The sequence below is a fragment of the Sporosarcina sp. NCCP-2222 genome, assembly GCF_023168145.1.
GTDB lineage: Bacteria > Bacillota > Bacilli > Bacillales_A > Planococcaceae > Sporosarcina.
On sequence record NZ_BQYK01000010.1, the window covers coordinates 102561 to 120904 of the forward strand.

Annotated in this window: 19 protein-coding genes; 3 read left to right on the plus strand and 16 right to left on the minus strand. The window is 42.5% G+C overall.

The window, feature by feature from the left end:
• Positions 1–30: 30 nt before the first annotated feature.
• The 4 genes from NCCP2222_RS18005 to NCCP2222_RS18020 all read right to left on the minus strand — a co-directional run bounded on the left by NCCP2222_RS18005 (position 31) and on the right by NCCP2222_RS18020 (position 4479).
• Positions 31–1419 carry a Mur ligase family protein gene (locus NCCP2222_RS18005; protein WP_248513771.1) on the minus strand — a complete coding sequence of 463 codons (1389 nt, stop codon included), beginning with the start codon at positions 1417–1419 and terminating at the stop codon, positions 31–33.
• 29 nt (positions 1420–1448) lie between these two features.
• Positions 1449–2498: a YheC/YheD family protein gene (locus NCCP2222_RS18010; protein ID WP_248513772.1), complete on the minus strand. Its 1050-nt coding sequence runs from the start codon at positions 2496–2498 to the stop codon at positions 1449–1451.
• Between the two features lie 67 nt (positions 2499–2565).
• On the minus strand, positions 2566–3000 hold the full coding sequence (locus tag NCCP2222_RS18015) for a hypothetical protein (protein WP_248513773.1): 435 nt from the start codon (positions 2998–3000) through the stop codon (positions 2566–2568).
• Between the two features lie 105 nt (positions 3001–3105).
• Positions 3106–4479 (minus strand): Mur ligase family protein, encoded by a 1374-nt coding sequence (locus NCCP2222_RS18020; RefSeq protein WP_248513774.1) that lies wholly within the window; start codon positions 4477–4479, stop codon positions 3106–3108.
• Between the two features lie 182 nt (positions 4480–4661).
• Here NCCP2222_RS18020 and NCCP2222_RS18025 point away from each other — a divergent pair, with 182 nt between their 5' ends.
• Positions 4662–5885 (plus strand): ATP-grasp domain-containing protein, encoded by a 1224-nt coding sequence (locus NCCP2222_RS18025; protein ID WP_375709213.1) that lies wholly within the window; start codon positions 4662–4664, stop codon positions 5883–5885.
• Positions 5886–5957: 72 nt separating this feature from the next.
• On the opposite strand, the gene NCCP2222_RS18030 is transcribed toward NCCP2222_RS18025, so the two are convergent.
• The 11 genes from NCCP2222_RS18030 to NCCP2222_RS18080 all read right to left on the minus strand — a co-directional run bounded on the left by NCCP2222_RS18030 (position 5958) and on the right by NCCP2222_RS18080 (position 16330).
• Complete coding sequence (locus NCCP2222_RS18030; RefSeq protein WP_248513776.1) at positions 5958–8129, minus strand: YheC/YheD family protein; 2172 nt, start codon at positions 8127–8129, stop codon at positions 5958–5960.
• A gap of 97 nt (positions 8130–8226) precedes the next feature.
• The gene (locus tag NCCP2222_RS18035; protein ID WP_248513777.1) at positions 8227–8631 is read right to left on the minus strand and encodes a CotY/CotZ family spore coat protein; all 405 of its coding nucleotides are present in this window, start codon (positions 8629–8631) and stop codon (positions 8227–8229) included.
• Positions 8632–8658: 27 nt separating this feature from the next.
• Complete coding sequence (locus NCCP2222_RS18040; protein ID WP_248513778.1) at positions 8659–9855, minus strand: ATP-grasp domain-containing protein; 1197 nt, start codon at positions 9853–9855, stop codon at positions 8659–8661.
• Positions 9856–9980: 125 nt separating this feature from the next.
• Positions 9981–10295, minus strand: coding sequence for a hypothetical protein (locus NCCP2222_RS18045; RefSeq protein WP_248513779.1), 315 nt, complete (start codon positions 10293–10295; stop codon positions 9981–9983).
• On the minus strand, positions 10295–10720 hold the full coding sequence (locus tag NCCP2222_RS18050) for an acyl-CoA thioesterase (RefSeq protein WP_238081355.1): 426 nt from the start codon (positions 10718–10720) through the stop codon (positions 10295–10297). Before NCCP2222_RS18050 ends, NCCP2222_RS18045 begins: the two co-directional genes overlap by 1 nt.
• Before the next feature lie 49 nt (positions 10721–10769).
• Positions 10770–11279 (minus strand): NUDIX domain-containing protein, encoded by a 510-nt coding sequence (locus NCCP2222_RS18055; protein WP_248513780.1) that lies wholly within the window; start codon positions 11277–11279, stop codon positions 10770–10772.
• A gap of 293 nt (positions 11280–11572) precedes the next feature.
• Entirely contained in the window at positions 11573–12190 is a 618-nt protein-coding gene (locus NCCP2222_RS18060; protein WP_248513781.1) for a C39 family peptidase, read from the minus strand.
• A gap of 68 nt (positions 12191–12258) precedes the next feature.
• A complete protein-coding gene (locus tag NCCP2222_RS18065) occupies positions 12259–12708 on the minus strand; it encodes a VOC family protein (protein ID WP_248513782.1) in 450 nt (149 codons plus the stop codon).
• On the minus strand, positions 12705–13262 hold the full coding sequence (locus NCCP2222_RS18070; protein ID WP_248513783.1) for a cysteine hydrolase family protein: 558 nt from the start codon (positions 13260–13262) through the stop codon (positions 12705–12707). The genes NCCP2222_RS18065 and NCCP2222_RS18070 overlap by 4 nt, the downstream gene beginning before the upstream one ends.
• A 45-nt stretch (positions 13263–13307) precedes the next feature.
• The gene (locus NCCP2222_RS18075; RefSeq protein WP_248513784.1) at positions 13308–13901 is read right to left on the minus strand and encodes a hypothetical protein; all 594 of its coding nucleotides are present in this window, start codon (positions 13899–13901) and stop codon (positions 13308–13310) included.
• Between the two features lie 242 nt (positions 13902–14143).
• Positions 14144–16330 (minus strand): peptidoglycan D,D-transpeptidase FtsI family protein, encoded by a 2187-nt coding sequence (locus tag NCCP2222_RS18080; RefSeq protein WP_248513785.1) that lies wholly within the window; start codon positions 16328–16330, stop codon positions 14144–14146.
• Positions 16331–16467: 137 nt separating this feature from the next.
• Here NCCP2222_RS18080 and NCCP2222_RS18085 point away from each other — a divergent pair, with 137 nt between their 5' ends.
• On the plus strand, positions 16468–17160 hold the full coding sequence (locus tag NCCP2222_RS18085; RefSeq protein ID WP_248513786.1) for a hypothetical protein: 693 nt from the start codon (positions 16468–16470) through the stop codon (positions 17158–17160).
• Between the two features lie 223 nt (positions 17161–17383).
• Positions 17384–17821 (plus strand): hypothetical protein, encoded by a 438-nt coding sequence (locus NCCP2222_RS18090; RefSeq protein WP_248513787.1) that lies wholly within the window; start codon positions 17384–17386, stop codon positions 17819–17821.
• A 189-nt stretch (positions 17822–18010) separates the two neighbouring features.
• Here NCCP2222_RS18090 and NCCP2222_RS18095 read toward each other — a convergent pair whose 3' ends face one another.
• Positions 18011–18199, minus strand: coding sequence for a hypothetical protein (locus tag NCCP2222_RS18095; protein ID WP_248513788.1), 189 nt, complete (start codon positions 18197–18199; stop codon positions 18011–18013).
• Positions 18200–18344: the final 145 nt, after the last annotated feature.

Genomic DNA, 18344 nt, shown 5'->3' on the forward strand with positions numbered 1-18344 from the left:
AACGTTTTTTTAAAAAAGTCATGAATTAGCCTATTTCTTCCTCAATCCTTTGGCGAACTCAATCAATCCTTTACTTGACATAGGACCTTTAATTAACACAATCGTATTTTGATCTAGCAAAGGAGCTACAATTTTCTCCACGCCTTCCACCTCTTTGAGCATTCGAATTTCCGCCTGGCTGCCTGCCCGTTTCGCCTGCCTGCCGATTTCCTCCGCCTTGCTGCCGATAGTGATCAATAAATCAATCGGCTGTTCCGCAATAAGATCCCCGATTTCTTGATGATACTTTTTCTCAAAACGGCCAAGCCGGTTAATATCGCCAACGACAAAAATGATTTTTTTCTCTCTGCCCAGTTCTTTTATTACTTGCAATGCCGCCTTGATAGACGTTGGATTAATGGTCCATGTGTCGTCAATGATCGTACTGCCCGCTACCCCTTCAAAGAACTGCATATGCCGCTCGGGATTTGAAAAGGACGCCAGCTGGTAGATGGCATCTCGTTCAGCCAGTCCCATTTCGGTTGTTGCCGCAATTGCTGCCAATGCGTTATATACTTGATGCGTACCGAAACCTGGTACAAATGCCTCAAAAGATGCCCCATCATGGTGTAACGTAAAAGCCATGCCTCCTTCCGCGTAACGTATATCAGTCGCCCAGTAATCAGTCTCTTCTTGGATGCTGATATATAAAATTTTCTCTCCTTTAAAAGGGGAAAGCTCGACTTTTTTCGTATTTTCATCATCCGCATTCAATATGAGAATTCCGCCTTCTGAAATACCTTCCACTATTTCACTTTTTGCACGAATATAACCGTCCAAGTCGTGACAGCCATCCAAGTGATGGACGCCAATATTCGTCAAAATGCCTATTGTCGGTTTATAAATCAAGCATTGGTGTTTGATGTTTCCTGAATTACCGAGACCGTGTTCGAACACAGCTACATCCGTCCGATCATTCATTTGCATCAAATACGGGAAGGAACGCCGTGGTTCATTTTTGCTGCTGACAGAAGCGACGACATTATATTTTGCACTCATGATATGTCGTATCATGTCTTTTGTTGTCGTCTTTCCACATGTGCCCGTAATGGTGATTACAGGAATTGAAAACTGGGCTCGATAATATTCGATGAAAGACCAATAGGCCTGAACGAGACTCGGTACCTTAATTATTGTAATATCCGGGAGGTCTATTTGGATCTCATCTACCGGTTTATCTGTGACCAATAAAGCTGGTTTTTTCGATTCAATCTCATCCCAATCAATAGTTTCGGTGCGGTGGATGAACATCAATGTATGCGTACGGGATAACACCTGCCGTTTGTAGTAGATGGCGTGGTGCACTCTCCAATTCACGGCTCCATAAATGAGTTCGCCTTGAAGGAGTTCCTTGATTGCTTGCACATGTAACGGTTTCATATTTACCCTCCCTTCCGCTGTCACCAGAACTAATTTTCATTCTGCAGTTGGTACGACTTGATCGTCCAATACATCTTTTGGTCTTCAAGTGAATGGAACATTGCCAAGTCCGGTACATAATTCCCTTCAAGTATAAAGATTTTTCCGCACTGGGTTATGCCTATATCATAGCCAATGATGTCGGGTGCCGGGTTGACCTGTTCCAGTTGCCTGGCAGCAGCCAAGCATAACTGATACAACCGGTCTTTCAGTTTCCGCGCGCCGAATCGTGCGATACTAGACTGTCGTATCCCTTCTTCAAAAGGCATGATGTGCTGTGCGACATTTGTCACAAAAAAGTCTTTCGCCGCAACTTTCACGAGCATCCCCGTACCAACCCATCGATTTTCGTCCTTTTGTACAACAACACGAAGATCGATTGGACAATCACCGATTTCAGCTAGCCGCAGCTTTTGCTGAACTATATATGGTTTTTTCGCTACATTGCTGCTAGCTAAACGTTCAAATAGTTCGTCGTAAGAGGCACACGTATATTTTTCGTTCCATTGATGAATTGCAAAACTTTCATCAGGTTGCCTAATTACCTGGATGATTCCTTTCCCTTCTTGCCCGATACAAGGTTTGAGGAGAACTTCTTTGTATCGCTGTAAAAAGTCACGAACCGTTTCAGGTGTATATAATTCAGTCGGGGGCAAATATGGGGCTAATCGGTTGTTGCTTTTTAACAGTGCGTATTGACTCCATTTGCTATTCCGGAAATGAATTCGATGATGTTCCAACTGAACGTATCCAGAAGGATTGCAGGTCACAGTTAAAACAACTGTCAGACTGTCCTTATAGTTTGCTGCCACTTCATCCGCAAGCTGTTGCAATGATCTACGCATTCTGGCTATTCGCCATCGAAACAGTGCATGTGCTGGCATTGTACTATTCACCTTGATGATGGAAGCAATATGCCAAGAATGATTCTCTTCTCTTTGCATTGTCACAATGAACCGATCGTCTGCTTGCCCCTCTTTCTGTTGTTCGGGGAGTAAATAATTTGTCAGCTTCCTAAAATGGCCGGTTATTCTTCTCACACGCTCACCATCTTTCCGATAACGGCCTGACTCCCGTTCCATTGACGGGAGTCGTCATGTTTATAAATTACATGCAGCCGCGAGCCATAATAGATCCCTTCTTAACAGGTGCTGCTCCTAATTGATCAAAGAAATCGTAAATCTCAAACTCCATGACTACATCAGCTTTTGCCATCTTGAAATAGTCGCTAAAGATAGCTTGGAACCCATAAGTGATTCCATTGATAACCCCTGTGCCTCTTACTGTTACATCGCACCGGTACTCCCCTTTGCAACATGTCACTTGCTTGAAAGAGGTAGCGGTAAATGTGAAATTATGTGCGCCATTATTCTCGGTATCAATAAAACGCAAAGTCAGCCGGGAACTGCCTGGCGTCGAGACGCAAATGTCTGCTGTATACTTGATTGTTCCGCAAACAGTTCCCGGGACCCCTTCGAACTTGACCCGATTCTGTTGTGAAACCGAATTGACACGAACGCCACATGGGCAAACAATACCCATAAAAAATCCCTCCTTTCGCATTTATACTGTAGAATATTATCCCTTCCGCGTTAGCGGCTTGGTGTTTGTCCATACTCAGGAAATTAGGATAGCCAAATAGATGGATCAGTTCTTCTTCAATGAGGCAGCTACCAGATTTACCGATTTACTATACATATCTCCCTTGATGAGGACGACGGACTGCTCATCTATCAAGTCACTTACAAATTCAATTGCACGTATATGGTTATTAAACGCCATCACCATATTAAGTTTTCGCGTTTTTGCGACAGTTTGAGCCATAATCCGAGCATGTTTGCCGATTGTCACAAGGACATCAATTCCGCTTTTCGCAAGCATTTCTCCTGCATTTTTATGGATGACATAACCCCAGGAACCAAGGTCTGTAATCGTTCCGATGATAGCGATTTTTTTCTTGCCTTGACCGACTTCGTTTAAAACTTTCAAGGCAGCTTGTAGTGATGTGGTTGTCAGGCTCCATGTGTCATCAATCAGCGTGGATCCTTTTATGCCTTTTTGTACCTGTAATTGTTTATTTAACGGAGAAAAAGTTTTTAGCGAATCAGCGGCCTCGTGCATTGACATACCAATTTGATGAACAGCCGCCAACGCAGCTAGTGCATTGCTCACTTGATGGAAGCCGTAGCCCGGTACAAACATAGGAAGTCTTTGGCCGTTGCATTCTACGTTGAATTGCATGCCGCCGTCTGCATACTGAACGTCTTTCGCGGTATAATCGAAATTTCCATTGATTCCAACTGTAAGAATTTTCCCCTTATAGTTTTGATCCAATTTGCGGATGGTCGGGTCATCCATATTTAGAATCATTGTTCCTGAATCACCTACAACTGTGAACAATTCACATTTTGCTTCAATATAACTTTCCAACGTTGTGCAATAGTTCAAGTGATGTTCTCCGATATTGGTGATGATGCCGATGGTCGGCTTAAAATACCTTCCCGCATTCAAAATATCCCCAGGAGCGCCGACAGCGGTTTCAAATACGGCCGCTTCGGTATCTTCATCCATGCTGAGTAAATAATGCAAATGTGCTGTTCTGGAATTATTGCTGCTGTTTGTGCTGGCGATCTTCTTTTGCGCTGATAATAAATGCCGAATCATTTCTTTGGTCGTCGTTTTTCCGGATGTCCCAGTAATTGCGATAACCGGGAGATCAAGCAAAGACCGATAGTAATCAACAAAAGACCAATAGGCATCATTGGCATCTGCAACTCGGATTATCGTCAAATCGGTAAGATGTGTATTGTTACCTTCCTCTGAATCCGTCACAAGGACGAGTGGAAAATAGTCTTTCAGCTTCTCCCAATCGACAATATTTTTTCTCGTGAATAATAGGGTATGCGGATGTTTCAGCTGCTTGATTCGATACGCGCCATGCTTGACGATCATTTGATCGGATCCTTGTATCAATTCGCCCCCCAGCCTCTTTCTAATTTGGCCTACGGTTAACGGTTTCATCGTTGTATTTCACTCCTTTCGCATGTTTCAGTATATGCAAACGTCCTTCGGATGCTTGGACTAACACCTTTTTTGTGCAATGAAATCCTTCATACATCAAGATACTTGACCATGTACCCAGCACAATCCGACATACGATAGAAAGGAATGGTTTTCGCTTGATCAGTTAAGGAGTGGACTCTTTGAAAACAATCATATTTATTGGAACAAACAAATCCGGATCAAGCCGTGAGGCAATCCGGGCGGCCGGAGATCTCGGATATTTCACGGTGCTATTTACAAGTAATGAAAAGCAGTTGAGACAGCGGGAAGAGTATAAAGATGTGCATGAGATGGTTCAAATTGAGACGACGGACATCAAAGAGATGAAAAAGAAAATAGCAGAGCTATCCGACCGAGGGCTGGTTATTAAATCGATTCTTAGTTTTGTCGATTCATTTGTGCACATTGCCTCAGAACTACAAGACGAATTTTGCACTAATGTCTCTTCGACAAAGGCAATCACGACAATGGAGAATAAAGCGGCAACGAGAGAACTCCTGCAAAATTATCCTTTTACCCCGAAGCATTTCATCATCCAGCCAGAAGAATTTGACACCTATTCAATAGAATCAATGAAGCTTGGCTATCCGGTTATCGTTAAATCACCACATTCTACCGGCTCTAAGGATGTGCTTCTAGCAAAAAACAGTAAACAGCTCATGAGACATATGAACAAACTGCATGATAACTCGCCGTATGAGCCTGTTATTTTGGAGGAATACATCGAAGGAGAGCAATATTTAGTAGAAGCACTCGTACACAAAGGAACAGTAAAAATTGCCGGTTTCATGAAGCAGGAAGTGACGGCGGGCAAACGTTTTATTATTACCGGTTATGGCGTGATGGTAGATGTTCCACAGATGATGAAGACCCCGGTTGAACAAATCATCAAATCAATTGTCAAACGCTTTGGTCTGGAAAACGGAGCGATGCATCTCGAATTGCGGCGTTCGCCGAAAGGGTGGAAATTGATCGAAATTAATCCCCGTATTTCAGGCGGCGCGATGAACAAGATGCTTGAAGCTGCATTCGGTTTTAATTTAGTGAAGGAAACCATTAAGCTTTATACAGGCGGTGTTCCGAACATTACTCCTTCAAGGAAACAGCATATTTACACTCATTATGTCATCGTTTCTGAAAGAGGAAAGCTTGAAAAAGTGACTGGCAAAGCGAGGGCCCGAAAAGCACAAGGAGTCCTGGACGTGTATGTTAAGCCGCGAAAAGGAACTGTGCTTATTCCACCACTTTCTATGGGTCACCGTTACGCATACGTGATCGCGACAGGAGACACCTTGCTGCAAGCGAGGCGAAATGCTGAAGATGCCGCGAAAGAAATAACATTCCATATGTCCGAGGAAAAGTGAAGCACAACTTTTCCTCGTTTTTTTATGGCATGAAAAAACCGTTCCCCGAACGATGGGAAACGGCAGTATTTCCTACTGTTTAAATTGCTGATCCAAGAATTTTACAGTATCAAACATATTCGTTTTGCTCGCTCCTTTGATAAGAATCGTATCATTCTTGCGGACGAGCTTCTTCAGCAAGTCATGCAGCTTTTCCCGATCGGTGAAGTGATGGATGTTTTGCGCTGGAAAGCCGGCTTTTTTCGCAGCAGCTCCCATCTCTTCGGTACGAAAACCATACGTGATGAAAAGATCAATCCCTAGCTTTTTCACATATTGACCGACCTTCTCATATTCTGCTTCCCGTAGATCACCAAGCTCCCGCATCTGGCCGATAATCGCCACTTTCCGATTCTTCGCAATATTATCGAGTACGTCGAGGGCCGCCTTCACCCCTTCTGGATGGGAATGGACTGTATCGTCAATGACTGTAATGCCGTCCTTCAAATCGTAGAGGGTCAACCGGCGCGGCGGTTTTCTAAACAGCAGGCCCAGTTTTATTTCAAGCGCTGTAAATCCGAGCAAATCGGCTACCGCAATCGCATTCAATGCATTGTATACATGATGCTCCCCTAAAATCGGGATAAAAAAATCCATTTTTTGACCTTGCAAGTTCATTTTAAATGACATGCCTTGCTCGGAGTATTGAAGATCATATGCTCGGTAATGCGCCTTTTCGGTATGAATGCCGACTGTATAAATTTTGCCTTTAAATTTTTGCGTTTCCAAAAACCTCGAATTCTTATCATCTGCGTTGACAATCAAGATGCCATGCTGATCCATGCCGTGAATGATTTCGGACTTGGCTTTCGCGATGCCGCGGGGATCTCCATTAAAATTCCCAATGTGCGCATGCCCAATGTTTGTAACGATGCTGATCGTCGGCTGGATAATGCTACAATGCTCCGTAATGACGCCAGGATACGCCATCCCATATTCCAGTACAGCCACATCGTGGGAAGGGGTGAGTAAGGCGGCATGCTGCTTCGTATGTTCAGTCGTATTCCAATAGTCCTTCGACTCGAACACATTCCACTTCTTCGACAGGATGGAAGCGACAAATGCTTTCGTTGTCGTCTTGCCCGCGCTTCCGGTAATGCCGATGACTGGCATAACGCCTTCCTTATTCAAGTTCCTTCGCTTCACTTCACGGATTTGCTCTTTCATTTTCCGTTGGTTTTTAGCCATATACATGGCATATCGAATCCCGTTGATGACTACATCCAATTCCAAATAAAATGCAGGCGGACATCCGGGACGCCAGTTTACTTCATAGATCCACAGCTTCCGGTTTTCATCCATGCCGATATCGACACCAATTTCATCAATCATTTCGCCAAATTGAACCATCTGCAATTCATCCAGATGACGGGCTAGTGACAACGAAAAGAACTCCAGCGTCTTGCGAATATTAAAGGCATCAGAGCCGAATTCTTGTTCTAAAAAAGGATCCAGGTAATTGGTAAAGCCACCATTGTTAATATTGGCGATAATTGATCCTTGGGGTGCTACACGGGGATAGATCGTCGTGATCACCCATTCGCCCTCGCCATTTTTCTGCACATGCAACCGAAAATCGAACACTTGCCCAGACTTCGTTACGGATTGAATGTACGGCTGCAAGATGAAAGGTTCTTGTTTCAGCTTCGTTTCAATAAATTTTACAAGCTGCAGCTCCGTATACCATTGCTTCGTCGTATTAAAAGTGACCGCATATCGGTGATCTTTCTTTTCTATAAAATAAATCCCTTTGCCTTTCCTTCCATCGACCGGCTTGAATACAATTCGCTGAAAAGCGGTCATGAATTTCAGTAACTGATCAACATCTTTTACAATTTCAGATGGTATTAAGTAATTCGCAAACTCCTTCCCTTCCTTCAGGCGGTTGGCAACACTCCACTTGTTGCCTATGGAATGAGTCGTAAACGGGATCTCACTTTTCAACTTGGTCAACACCGTTTTGGATTTTGCTAATTTTTCAGGGCTTCCGGCATTATAAATAACATCTGGAAAAGGCATCACCCTTTCCACCCAACTTCCATTTTCATACACTTGTCCCCGAATGGAACGATTAACAAAATTCACTTCACCGGGAGAAAAATAAAAAAATGTGGCGCCTTCCGCTTTCGCCACAGCTGCATAGGCGTATGATTTGATGACAGTGCGCGGATCTTTACGATGGTGCAGCATACCTATAATTGTCATGATACCGAATCTCCTTTGCGTAAATGCATAATCTATCTCTAATACATTCAAACAAAGGCAGGTTGGCAACGGACAAGTGTGTAGATGGCAATATCTTTTATCCTTTTTGCTCCCGGATCGGCAAGGGGCGCCCGACACATTCCAATGGAAGAGCCTCAATACTACAAAAACAGCAGGGCACAATGGTGACGCAGCTATCCGTTTTTCGAAGCGTAAAAAATTGATCAGCCAAAAAGGCGTGATTCCCTTCCATATCCAGCGGTTCAAGAAGTGTTAACACCACGCAGCCGGTCTCCTCGTCTATCGATTGCAACGAAAAAAATGGTGTTGGCTTCCCCTTGTGAAAGGCATGAAAACGACGGTTGGCAGTCGATAACGTAAAAGGGATACAATCGTAGTCCTTCAATCGCTTAATAAATCGAAATTGCGTATGTTGACAAGTTAACAACTCCTGCTCCCTTTGCAGCTCTTGTAAAGCGGAGCATATCGAGCACTGTTCCATTCGTTTCCTCTCCTTCCTGCCAAGTATTCAAATTTCTTCTATATAAAATACAATGAGGCGAGCCGCTTCCATTGCCCGTTCCCTTGCCAGCTCCACACTGTCTCCGGACGCCATTACATAGCCATACCGCTGGCCCATCGACATCGCAGGACCGACGATGTCTCCTGCTTTTACGAGCAACTCCACGGATACGACGCCAGGCTGAGCCGCCGATTCCTCTATCCCGGAAACGCCCTGGAAGATGCCGTATAGTTCCGTTGTCATACAATATGTATACACGGCACGTTCTTTGCTATTCGTTAAGTTCGGCGCTTGACCAGCGTAAAAGCGGACAGTTTCCTTTGCTAGGTTAATTCCATATGCTTTATCAATCATTTGATTCATTGTAAAGCCGGCCATTCGTGGATTGAGTTCAATCAATTTCCATCCTTGAGATGTAAGGCGCATCTCTAAATGAAACGCGGCATTGGTAATATGTAACGATCCTACTATTTTTCCTACCACCTTCAGCAGTTCATCATATTCTTTTTTAGTAAGGATATTTCCAATGGAATAGCCCGTAACGATAAACTTCCCTTCATTTGTTACATCTTGTTCGGCAACTGCCACAATATGAGGCAAGTTATCTCGAACAACTACTTCTACAATGTATTGAGAACCTTCCATGTAAGCTTCTAGCAGTATGACTGTGTCCTTATGTCTTGACGTCAGCTTATAGCGGGCTGTAGCCAGCTCCTCTGCTGTCCGGACATAGTAGACGTCACGGGATCCCTTAGAAAAGGATGATTTAATGACTGCCGGGAAAGAAACAGCAGGCTGTAGCTCTTCTGTTATATCGCTAAATATCGGGTTAACACCTAACGATGCCAGCGCATGTCTTGTATGGATTTTGTTTTCCATATAGCCAAGTGCATCGGCGGATAAGTCAGTTTGGCAATATTCATTCGACAATCGGGCAGCCAAGGAAACATAAGGATCGACGAAACTGATAACAGCCTGCAAGTGGTGTCCCTCTTTGCGCAGATGATCCAATACATCCCGTATTCGCGTTTCTGTAAGATCGATATGATAGATCAAGTCTGTACTGCCCCATTCGAGCGCATGAATGGCGATTGATCGTTTTTCTGTGAGAAGAATAGGAGTGTATCCAAGCTGCTTTGATGCTTCGAGCGCATCTTTTGCCGCACCGAATTGAACGCTTTCGATAAAAACAATCGATGTCATGCAGTTACTGCTCCTTTCTCGGTTCCCTGTATACTATGCCTTCAGCCTACCTAACGTTCGAAGACAACCGGAAAGAAAAAAAGACACTATCATAATGACAGTGCCTACACAGATATTTACAGTGCTCATAATTTTTCAGTTTCGGGATAAAACCGATGAAGCTGTTCAATCTTGCCTTCTTCCTCCAGAATGTTCCGTTCCTGCTTGCCAAATAAATCATAATGCGGGTAGTCCTTGCGGTGATCAATCCACGCAGGTTTCAGGCCGTATTTCTCGCCCCAGCGGATCAGCTTCTGGATATCAGAGCAGCCGACTTTTGTTACCGTCTTGCAATCAGGAAATCGGTCATCCAGCCAATAATGAGTCAAAAAAGCAATGTGTCCGTTTTCGACTGCCTCTTTCCAGGCCTTCAGCTCTTTACGGTCAATGCCGAACGCCATCAGTCTGCAACCCGTTGAATTTCGGTATATTTGGCATCCCAGACAGGATCGATTTTACTGAGGGCAATCGGCCGGAAGCTGTCTTTTTTCACTAAAATATGCTCAGATGTCGCGGTCGCTGCCACGGTTCCATCCTCATGTAGAATTTCATAGCCATACACCGTACGCAATTTTCCGTGAGATTCCACCCAAGTTCGGACTGTCGCAACCTGTCCATATCGCATCGCCGCTTTATATTGAATGGATAGATCAATGACCGGTGAAAGATAACCCTGTTCTTCCAAACCGGCATATGTAAAGCCCAGCTCACTAATTAACCGGGTCCGTCCAATCTCCATCCACACTAAGTAATTCGCATGATAGACGACACCCATTTGATCCGTCTCCGCGTATCTGATTTCAATTTGTTTTTCTGCAATAAACAATAGGATCACCTCTTTGTCCATTATACAAAAGAGGTGAAGGAAATGCTGTTCATTCAACTTTAGATAAGGATTGCAGATTTTTTCGATTGTAGTCAGTCAGGTAAAACTCAACCCCTGCTTTGTCTACTCCGCTAAATTCATCTTGTTCTATAAGGGATCGCAGTCTTTCGAGGCTGACCCAGCCGATCATGTCCGTTTCATCACCTATTTCCAAAAGACTGCCTTTTGCTTTACATCGAAAATAAACACCCATGGAATCGACAGGTCCATTTATTGTCTGGTAAACAGCAAAGGGTCTCATACATTCGACTCGAAAACCATCCTTTGCTACTGTCTCCACTAAATCGATCGGATCTAGAATATCCTCTATGTCCAGTCCGGTTTCTTCTTTCAACTCTCTTTTTAAACAATCAAGCAATGATTCGAACTGCTCGATTCTTCCTCCAGGCAATTCAAATGGCCTCCTTTTTTCCTGATCTTTCACACGTCGTTGAATTAACACTTCCTCGCCGGATGGTGTTTCTTTTACGATGATCGCCCTTACATTCACATAGATCACTATCTTGTCATCTCCTTCCTTTAGGTAATGGTAATTTTTACGTTCTCTATTGCAATAATAACTCCTTCATATCTGCGGACAATATTTGTAGACAAAATAGGAAATTATTTTGAAGCTACTGTTAATGCGAAGAACATACAAGATTTCGCATAAATAAGTCAGTAAGAGCAACGGTTCCCTATCATAGGAGCCATAACTCTTACTTGCCTTATCTATTTATTGCATGCACAGTTTGGACTAGTCTTTTTCACGCTTCGGTTTCACAGCTGTAGTTGACTGAATAACAAAAAAGCTTATTCTGACTCCAGCCTAATGAGTATGCCTCGCTGGGCGTAATAACGGTTGAAAACCTCTAAATCCAGCGACACATTTTCTTGACTCGCAGGCGTGTTTCCCGAGGGATTATGAAAAATTATCTTTTTGTCGCGAGGATCTTTCGCGAAAACATACACCAGGTGCCCGCCTTTTTTTGGAGGAATGGTATCAGGAGTTCTAATACTTGGATGAACAGATGCGATAAATACATGACCTTCTTCTACGAGATCACACATCTCGTTAACTGAAATATTTTCTTTAACTTCTGCAGATAGCCCAAATTTGTCTTTTACATAAGATACAAATGGATGATAATATAAGCCACTTACTTCCTTTGCATCATCTACTTTGTAACCCCCGTACTCCTTACATTCCTTCATAAGTTCTAAAGTCGGGAAGACTTGGCCTTTCGTATGCGCCAAATGCATTTTTAAACAGGCCATCCCGCAAACATTCGGGCTCCAAAATGCATACTCTTCCGGAGTTTCTGCACCCGATAATGCCCATAGAGGATCTTCAGCTGAATCCAGTTTTCCTGTTAAAAAGTCTGCAACTAAATCACGGGATTCCCATTGTGCAAAATAAGGAACGTTCATCATTCGCTCTCCTTCCTACTAGTAGCCTTTCAATCAAATGATTGAATAACTTCTATAAATGTTCGGCCTCACGAATTGGTGCCACCTGATAAGTTAGATTCATTTTCAATCATATCAACTGACAAGGGGGCAACCAACTCCACTTTTATCCGGTCAGGATCTTCAAAGTAAACGGCATAATGCGTTTCGCCACCTGCATAGGGATGGCGCTTTTCGTATAAAATGGGGATGCCTTTTTGTTTTAGCACGCTTGTCATGTCATCCACCTGTTCGCGAGAGCTTGCATGGAAAGCCAAATGATTTAAACCGACACGGCATCGATGGTACGGAATGTCCAAAAATCGTTCCTCCGTTTGTACAAAGACGATATACGTATTCTCCAGTTTCCAGCTGCGCCCCAGTTCCCATTCTTGATACGTTTCATAGCCCAATTCCTCAAGAAACCAGCCCCAAAAGTCGATCGTTTTCTTCAAATTAGACACATATAGCTCAATATGATGAATCAATCCTATTGTCATCCGTCCCACCCCAGCATTTGCTCCGTTGTCAGGATGGTTGCAAATTCCTCGTGCAGCGTGGCAAGTGAAACGTTATGTATGGTTTCTGCATCGAAATAAATCCCATTTTGGTCTCGCAATCCGAATGCAGCCGTCGCATCCGATATGAGAATGGTATCAAAACCTAGATTTCCACTCATTCTCGTTGTTGTCGCAACACAATGAGGAGTTGTTAACCCCGTGATGACGATACCTGATATCCCTTTCTCTCTTAGGAGCTCCTCTAAATTTGTGCCAATAAAGCTGCTATTCACTTTCTTTGATATGATGGTTTCGCCTTCAATCGGTTGAACGATCGACTGAATCAAGTAGCCTTCATGGCTTGGATGAAATAAGGAGTCAGGATGATCCGATGTATGCTGAACATGGATGACGGTCCCCTCCTTCTCTCTCCAATGCCAAAGAAGTTTACGGATATTTTCTTCGGCCTGTTTATTATTGCGTTCTCCCCACTTTTCGTCTTTAAATGCATTTTGCACATCCACAATTAGTAAGGCTCGTTGATCTGTATTCATTCCCATCACCTCTTCTAGTTATCTCATATCTTCCTGCTTATCTTACTATAAATTTCGAGATTTACCCGGTTCTATCAGTCGAATATGCACCCGATTCGATGATCCATTCGTGATGCGTTGAGGGATATCGGATACATCCAGCAGTTCTGTCAGATTCACCCGCCGCTCTTGCTTCGCATCAATTGTTATTTGGTATGGCCCATTTGTATTCATGAGCGTTTGCATTCGTATGCCGTCTTCCAAATCGTTTGAATTAATAAATTCCAATGCAAACGTTACTGGCTCCTTGCTTCGATTCCTCAGTACTATACTGCATGTTCCTTCGAGCAACGCTTCGGATTTTTCTTCAAATTGACATGTCCCTTCACCATCATAAGTAACCGCATTAATTCCGCTGGCCAACGTATCTTGATAAAATGCGAGGAGATATTTTGGTGAAAAAGTGAACAGCCCGATGACGAGCAGGATGGTTCGAACATGATACTTCCTCAATCCTTTTGCCAGTAACACGAGTGCGAGGACGAAGAGGATGGATCCAGCTATCCCAATGAAACGAAAGCCTTGCGAAGTCTTAATGGGAAACGACATAAATGTGGTGGTTGCATCAATTAATTGGTTATCTGGATACGGCAACATCATTTAGATGCACATAGCCAAGAGAATTGCGGAAAAGAGAAGGGCTCTTTTATTTTCAATCATTTCATCATAACTTTCCTCTATTGCACTTCTATCCTATTCAACAGTTAGTTTCCAAACCCTTTAAATGAATGAACAAATAAAATAAAGGGAGGGCGATCATCCACCGCTCCCCTCTTAACATAACCTTATGCACAGCGAGTATTCCTTGGTTCAAAACATTTACATATTTCTCCATAAGCAAGTCAATTTTTATCTCCTTCTTGTTCTAGCTTCCTTCTAATAGGCAAATCAGTCGTGACTGGCTGCTCTTCCATCATCCTTCTCTTTTTTAAATCAAAATAAATATCCAATGCCTCCCTCGCCAAATCGTTGCTCCATTTTGAAGTATAATCATTCCGATCTGTTGAGACGTTAGGGATGACGATGGAAAACGCGACTTCAGGCGTCTCAAACGGCGCAAACCCAACATGCGTCAAGTTAACCGTCTTTGTTCCGTACTTGCTTCGATCGCTCCCGTCATAATAGGCAGATTGGGCTGTCCCCGTTTTTCCGGCTGCCGTATACTTTGCATTTGCAAACAAATTGGGTGCCGTTCCTCTTGGTCCGTACGTATAAAGCATTCCTTTTTTCACTTGTTCAATTTCCTCATCTGTATTCTTCACCCGATTCAGCACAACAGCCTCTGTTTCCTGCATTAACGCGCCAAAGACGGATCCATCCGGTGACGGTTCCCTGATTTCTTTCACTATTCTCGGCGCCATCCGGTACCCGCCATTCGCTACAGTAGATACATATTGAGCCATTTGCAAAGGTGTATACGTATCAAACTGACCAATTGAGAAATCAAGCAGTTTACCAGATATCGTTTCAGTCCCCGGATATCCTGGATACTCGCCTGGCAAATCGATCCCTGTTTTCACGCCTAATCCAAATGAAGCAAACGATTCACGAAACCGGTCGAACCCTTCCAAGTTTATGGGTAATGGCTTATAAGGACGATATACAGCATCTCCAAGAGACATCGCTATTTTAAACATGTACACGTTAGAAGATTTCCCTAACGCTTCAATCTCATTGATGGCTACTCGATTGCCCCCTCGGTTAAATAGGGATTGCTTAACGGATGAACCGGCGATATAGATTGGTTCATCAATTTTTACCTCACCTATGCGCAGGACATTCTCACTATAGCCAGTCAGAACAGTTGCCAGCTTGACTGTCGAACCTACTTCATAGGCGGACGTAAACGTACCAAAGGCATAATCCTGGACGATCCATTTTCCTGTGTCTTTATCTTGTACGAGCTGCTTGCCAATAAGAGCCAATACTTCTCCGTTATTTGGGTTCATCATGACAAGAAAAGCACGATCCAATAGCCCAGACGTCCTTACTTGCTTCCAAGCGAGCAACTTGTCTGACACAATTTGCTCCAGGGCCTCATGGAGTTCACTATCCAATGTCAAAACAAGGTCCTTCCCCGGTTCCCCTTCCCGTACGGTGACAGTCTCCACAACACGTCCCGTTCGGTCTTTGACATTTTTCACAACCGTCTTTTGTCCCTTCAACAATTCTTCATAAGATTGTTCCAAATAACTAATCCCAACGCGGTCATTCCGTGAATAATCCCTCGCCAAAAAATAATCTAGCCTGGTACGCGGAATGCCTTGCAAAGAGGTTGTTGTAGAACCGATCAATGTATTATCCGAAACCTTTATACGATCCCAATCAGTAGTTGTATCAACTCCCGGTAAATCGTTTAATCTTTCGGAAACTCTTGCAAATTCAATTTCTGTCACATTATCACTCTTAATAATTTGAGGAGAATAGGCATAGCCTGACATCATTTCACGATAAATCGCCAGAACCTCGAGATCTTTTTTGGTAAAGGAATTAATCTCTTTATCCGTGATACGATCACGGGTCATTTGATTGATTTCTTTTTGGATTTCTTTCTCTGTCCATGTGTCATGCTTTTTACGTAACGCTTCAATCTCTTCGGCCGTGACTTTCTTCTCTGCCTTCTTTGAATTCAGCAAAATCCAAAAATCCCGCTTATCACCAAGAGTGATGCGTTTCGTATCCTGCTCAATCAACTGGGCAAGATCTCTGGCTATTTTCAGCATATCCTTGGAGGTCGTAGACGTTGTTTTTGTATAAGTAATAGCGTTTTTCGGTTCATTATCAACCAGCACATTACCGTTTCGGTCGTAGATTCTTCCTCTCGGAACACTTGTATTGACCGGTATTTCCTCTTTTAGTTCCAATTGGAGGGTGTATTCCTTGCCTTTGACTATTTGTAAATAACCAAGACGGAAGATTAGTAACGAAAATAGGAAAAAAATACAGAAAAACAATAGATTCATTCTGAAAGCGATATGTTTTCGCTGACGCAGTCGCACTTTATCCGCCTGACTGATCTGTTTTCTCATTTCCACCCTCCTCTGAAAGAAAAATGTATATCATATCCTTTTCATTATAGCATTACCAATTCAGAAAACACACTTATCTTCTTTCCAGATATATGTTAGGATGGATGATAGATTTGAATTTTTGAAAGGAGACAGCAATGAAAAAGAAGATTATTCTTTTTGCAGTCGGCATCCTATTAGGTTTATTGGTTTCCCACTGGTTCCATACTAGACAAAAGGTATCAAGTCCCCCCGTTGAGTCACCCGCTCCGCTTGAATTAAGTTCCAATGTTCTCACTATGGCAGAACTAGAAATACCGGTAAAAGACCTGCCGACTCTTCAATCTTATTTAAGTGCACAGACTGACCCAGAATTGGAAATAGAGCGCACTCACTATGAAGAAATCGAAACACATACAGAGGAACGTTTCTTTCTATTGCAGTACAGTTGCGGCAATAAACAATGTGACAGTTTACTAATTAAAGTACATAATCGCGAAATAAAATCATTGCCATTACGAAATGGGATCTTTCAAGATTATCAGCTGTCTCCTGATCAAGATAAAGTACTCATTCGATATGCCTATAATGAAGGCGGCCAAATCATCCGGCATATTCTCGTTCCTGTTGATTTGGCTAAGTTGGAAAGTATTCCGTTTACATTTGAAGAAGACACAAAAGAATTTATGAATGAACCGACATGGCCAATATTGGAATACGAGTGGATTTCCTCTAACACATTCCGTCTCGTCACCGCAGATTTGCTATCATCAGATTTTAATCAACTACAAACTTGGTATGCCTCTGATGTTAAAAAATCTAAGACGGTAGATATCTTGTTAGATGAATAGATCATGCAGAGAGTCATCTCTCTTACTAAAAGGTTGTTTTCGTAAAGTTTGTTGTTTACAAAGATTATTGGTTGAATTGCACGAAAATATATATTGTAGGAAAATGGATGATGGGAATTAAAGGTAAGTATATTAATGAGGAAACTCAAGTTAATCGGTAAGATGATTGTAGGATGAAGAATTTAAACAGATTCATAAAAAAACTATTGGGAGGAGGGTTTAAATGAAAAATAGGATTATGGCCGTGACTGTAATTGTGATTATTGCCATCACTTTAGTTGTTGTTTTCACACGAAATAAAGGAGAGTCTATGGAACGGTTATTCTCAGAGGAAGATATTACTTACAAAAACATCGAGAGTGTAGAATTATTTGAATATGAAACGAATAATCAAATGGTGACCGATGATAAGGATTTTATCAAAGAATTTTCCTCTGCTTTGGAAAATTTAAAATCAGATAATATAACGCCTTCCATTGATATTGGCGAAAAACCACTCTATGTAATTTACATTAGTAATGTCGGGTATTACCCTGCAGGGGGGATTGGCATCTATAGCCATCACATAGAATATAAAGGCAAGGCCCAAACGATGACCTTTAAGGAATCAACAACACTCATTAAACTTATAGAAGATGAAATCCAAGAAGAAAATCATTAAGGATGGACTGTGTATTCGGTAATTAACCACTTTTCACTTTTATGTATTTGAAGTGGTTTTTATATTGCTTTTAGCATATCTACTATTATTCAGTTCGATTTTTGGCAGGTTGAAAAAAGTAGATTCTGATCATAAATTTACCAGATACAAACCAACTGCTACGATTGCAAATAAATAACATCTCTCACCTTACGAACTGGCCATGATAAGCGTTGTTAGTGAAAAAACAATATATCCGAGAGATATTGACATCCAAAACGTATTGCGGGCAGTATCTTCCTCCCGCTTCACTTTTTTTATGGCAGATACTAAGTTGATGCAAAATACGATAGCTAGAATGGGATTTAATAAAAATCCAAAAGTGGCTAGTTCAATCATTAGTTAATCCCCTCTCCTTCCCTTTATTTCAGTCCTCTATTATTTACCGCCATTTTTCTAATGGTACCACATAACAAGATTAACTTCCTTGTGAGTCTTTTTGACTAGCAGCATGCTGTTTTTCACATTCGTCTCCTCGACCAGA

Bases quoted from the DNA above. Each gene is read 5' to 3' on its own strand.
- NCCP2222_RS18005 (WP_248513771.1), bottom strand. From the start codon at position 1,419: ATGAAACCGTTACATGTGCAAGCAATCAAGGAACTCCTTCAAGGCGAA.
- NCCP2222_RS18015 (WP_248513773.1), bottom strand. From the start codon at position 3,000: ATGGGTATTGTTTGCCCATGTGGCGTTCGTGTCAATTCGGTTTCACAA.
- NCCP2222_RS18020 (WP_248513774.1), bottom strand. From the start codon at position 4,479: ATGAAACCGTTAACCGTAGGCCAAATTAGAAAGAGGCTGGGGGGCGAA.
- NCCP2222_RS18030 (WP_248513776.1), bottom strand. From the start codon at position 8,129: ATGACAATTATAGGTATGCTGCACCATCGTAAAGATCCGCGCACTGTC.
- NCCP2222_RS18035 (WP_248513777.1), bottom strand. From the start codon at position 8,631: ATGGAACAGTGCTCGATATGCTCCGCTTTACAAGAGCTGCAAAGGGAG.
- NCCP2222_RS18040 (WP_248513778.1), bottom strand. From the start codon at position 9,855: ATGACATCGATTGTTTTTATCGAAAGCGTTCAATTCGGTGCGGCAAAA.
- NCCP2222_RS18045 (WP_248513779.1), bottom strand. From the start codon at position 10,295: ATGGCGTTCGGCATTGACCGTAAAGAGCTGAAGGCCTGGAAAGAGGCA.
- NCCP2222_RS18060 (WP_248513781.1), bottom strand. From the start codon at position 12,190: ATGAACGTTCCTTATTTTGCACAATGGGAATCCCGTGATTTAGTTGCA.
- NCCP2222_RS18065 (WP_248513782.1), bottom strand. From the start codon at position 12,708: ATGACAATAGGATTGATTCATCATATTGAGCTATATGTGTCTAATTTG.
- NCCP2222_RS18070 (WP_248513783.1), bottom strand. From the start codon at position 13,262: ATGAATACAGATCAACGAGCCTTACTAATTGTGGATGTGCAAAATGCA.
- NCCP2222_RS18075 (WP_248513784.1), bottom strand. From the start codon at position 13,901: ATGATGTTGCCGTATCCAGATAACCAATTAATTGATGCAACCACCACA.
- NCCP2222_RS18080 (WP_248513785.1), bottom strand. From the start codon at position 16,330: ATGAGAAAACAGATCAGTCAGGCGGATAAAGTGCGACTGCGTCAGCGA.
- NCCP2222_RS18085 (WP_248513786.1), top strand. From the start codon at position 16,468: ATGAAAAAGAAGATTATTCTTTTTGCAGTCGGCATCCTATTAGGTTTA.
- NCCP2222_RS18090 (WP_248513787.1), top strand. From the start codon at position 17,384: ATGAAAAATAGGATTATGGCCGTGACTGTAATTGTGATTATTGCCATC.
- NCCP2222_RS18095 (WP_248513788.1), bottom strand. From the start codon at position 18,199: ATGATTGAACTAGCCACTTTTGGATTTTTATTAAATCCCATTCTAGCT.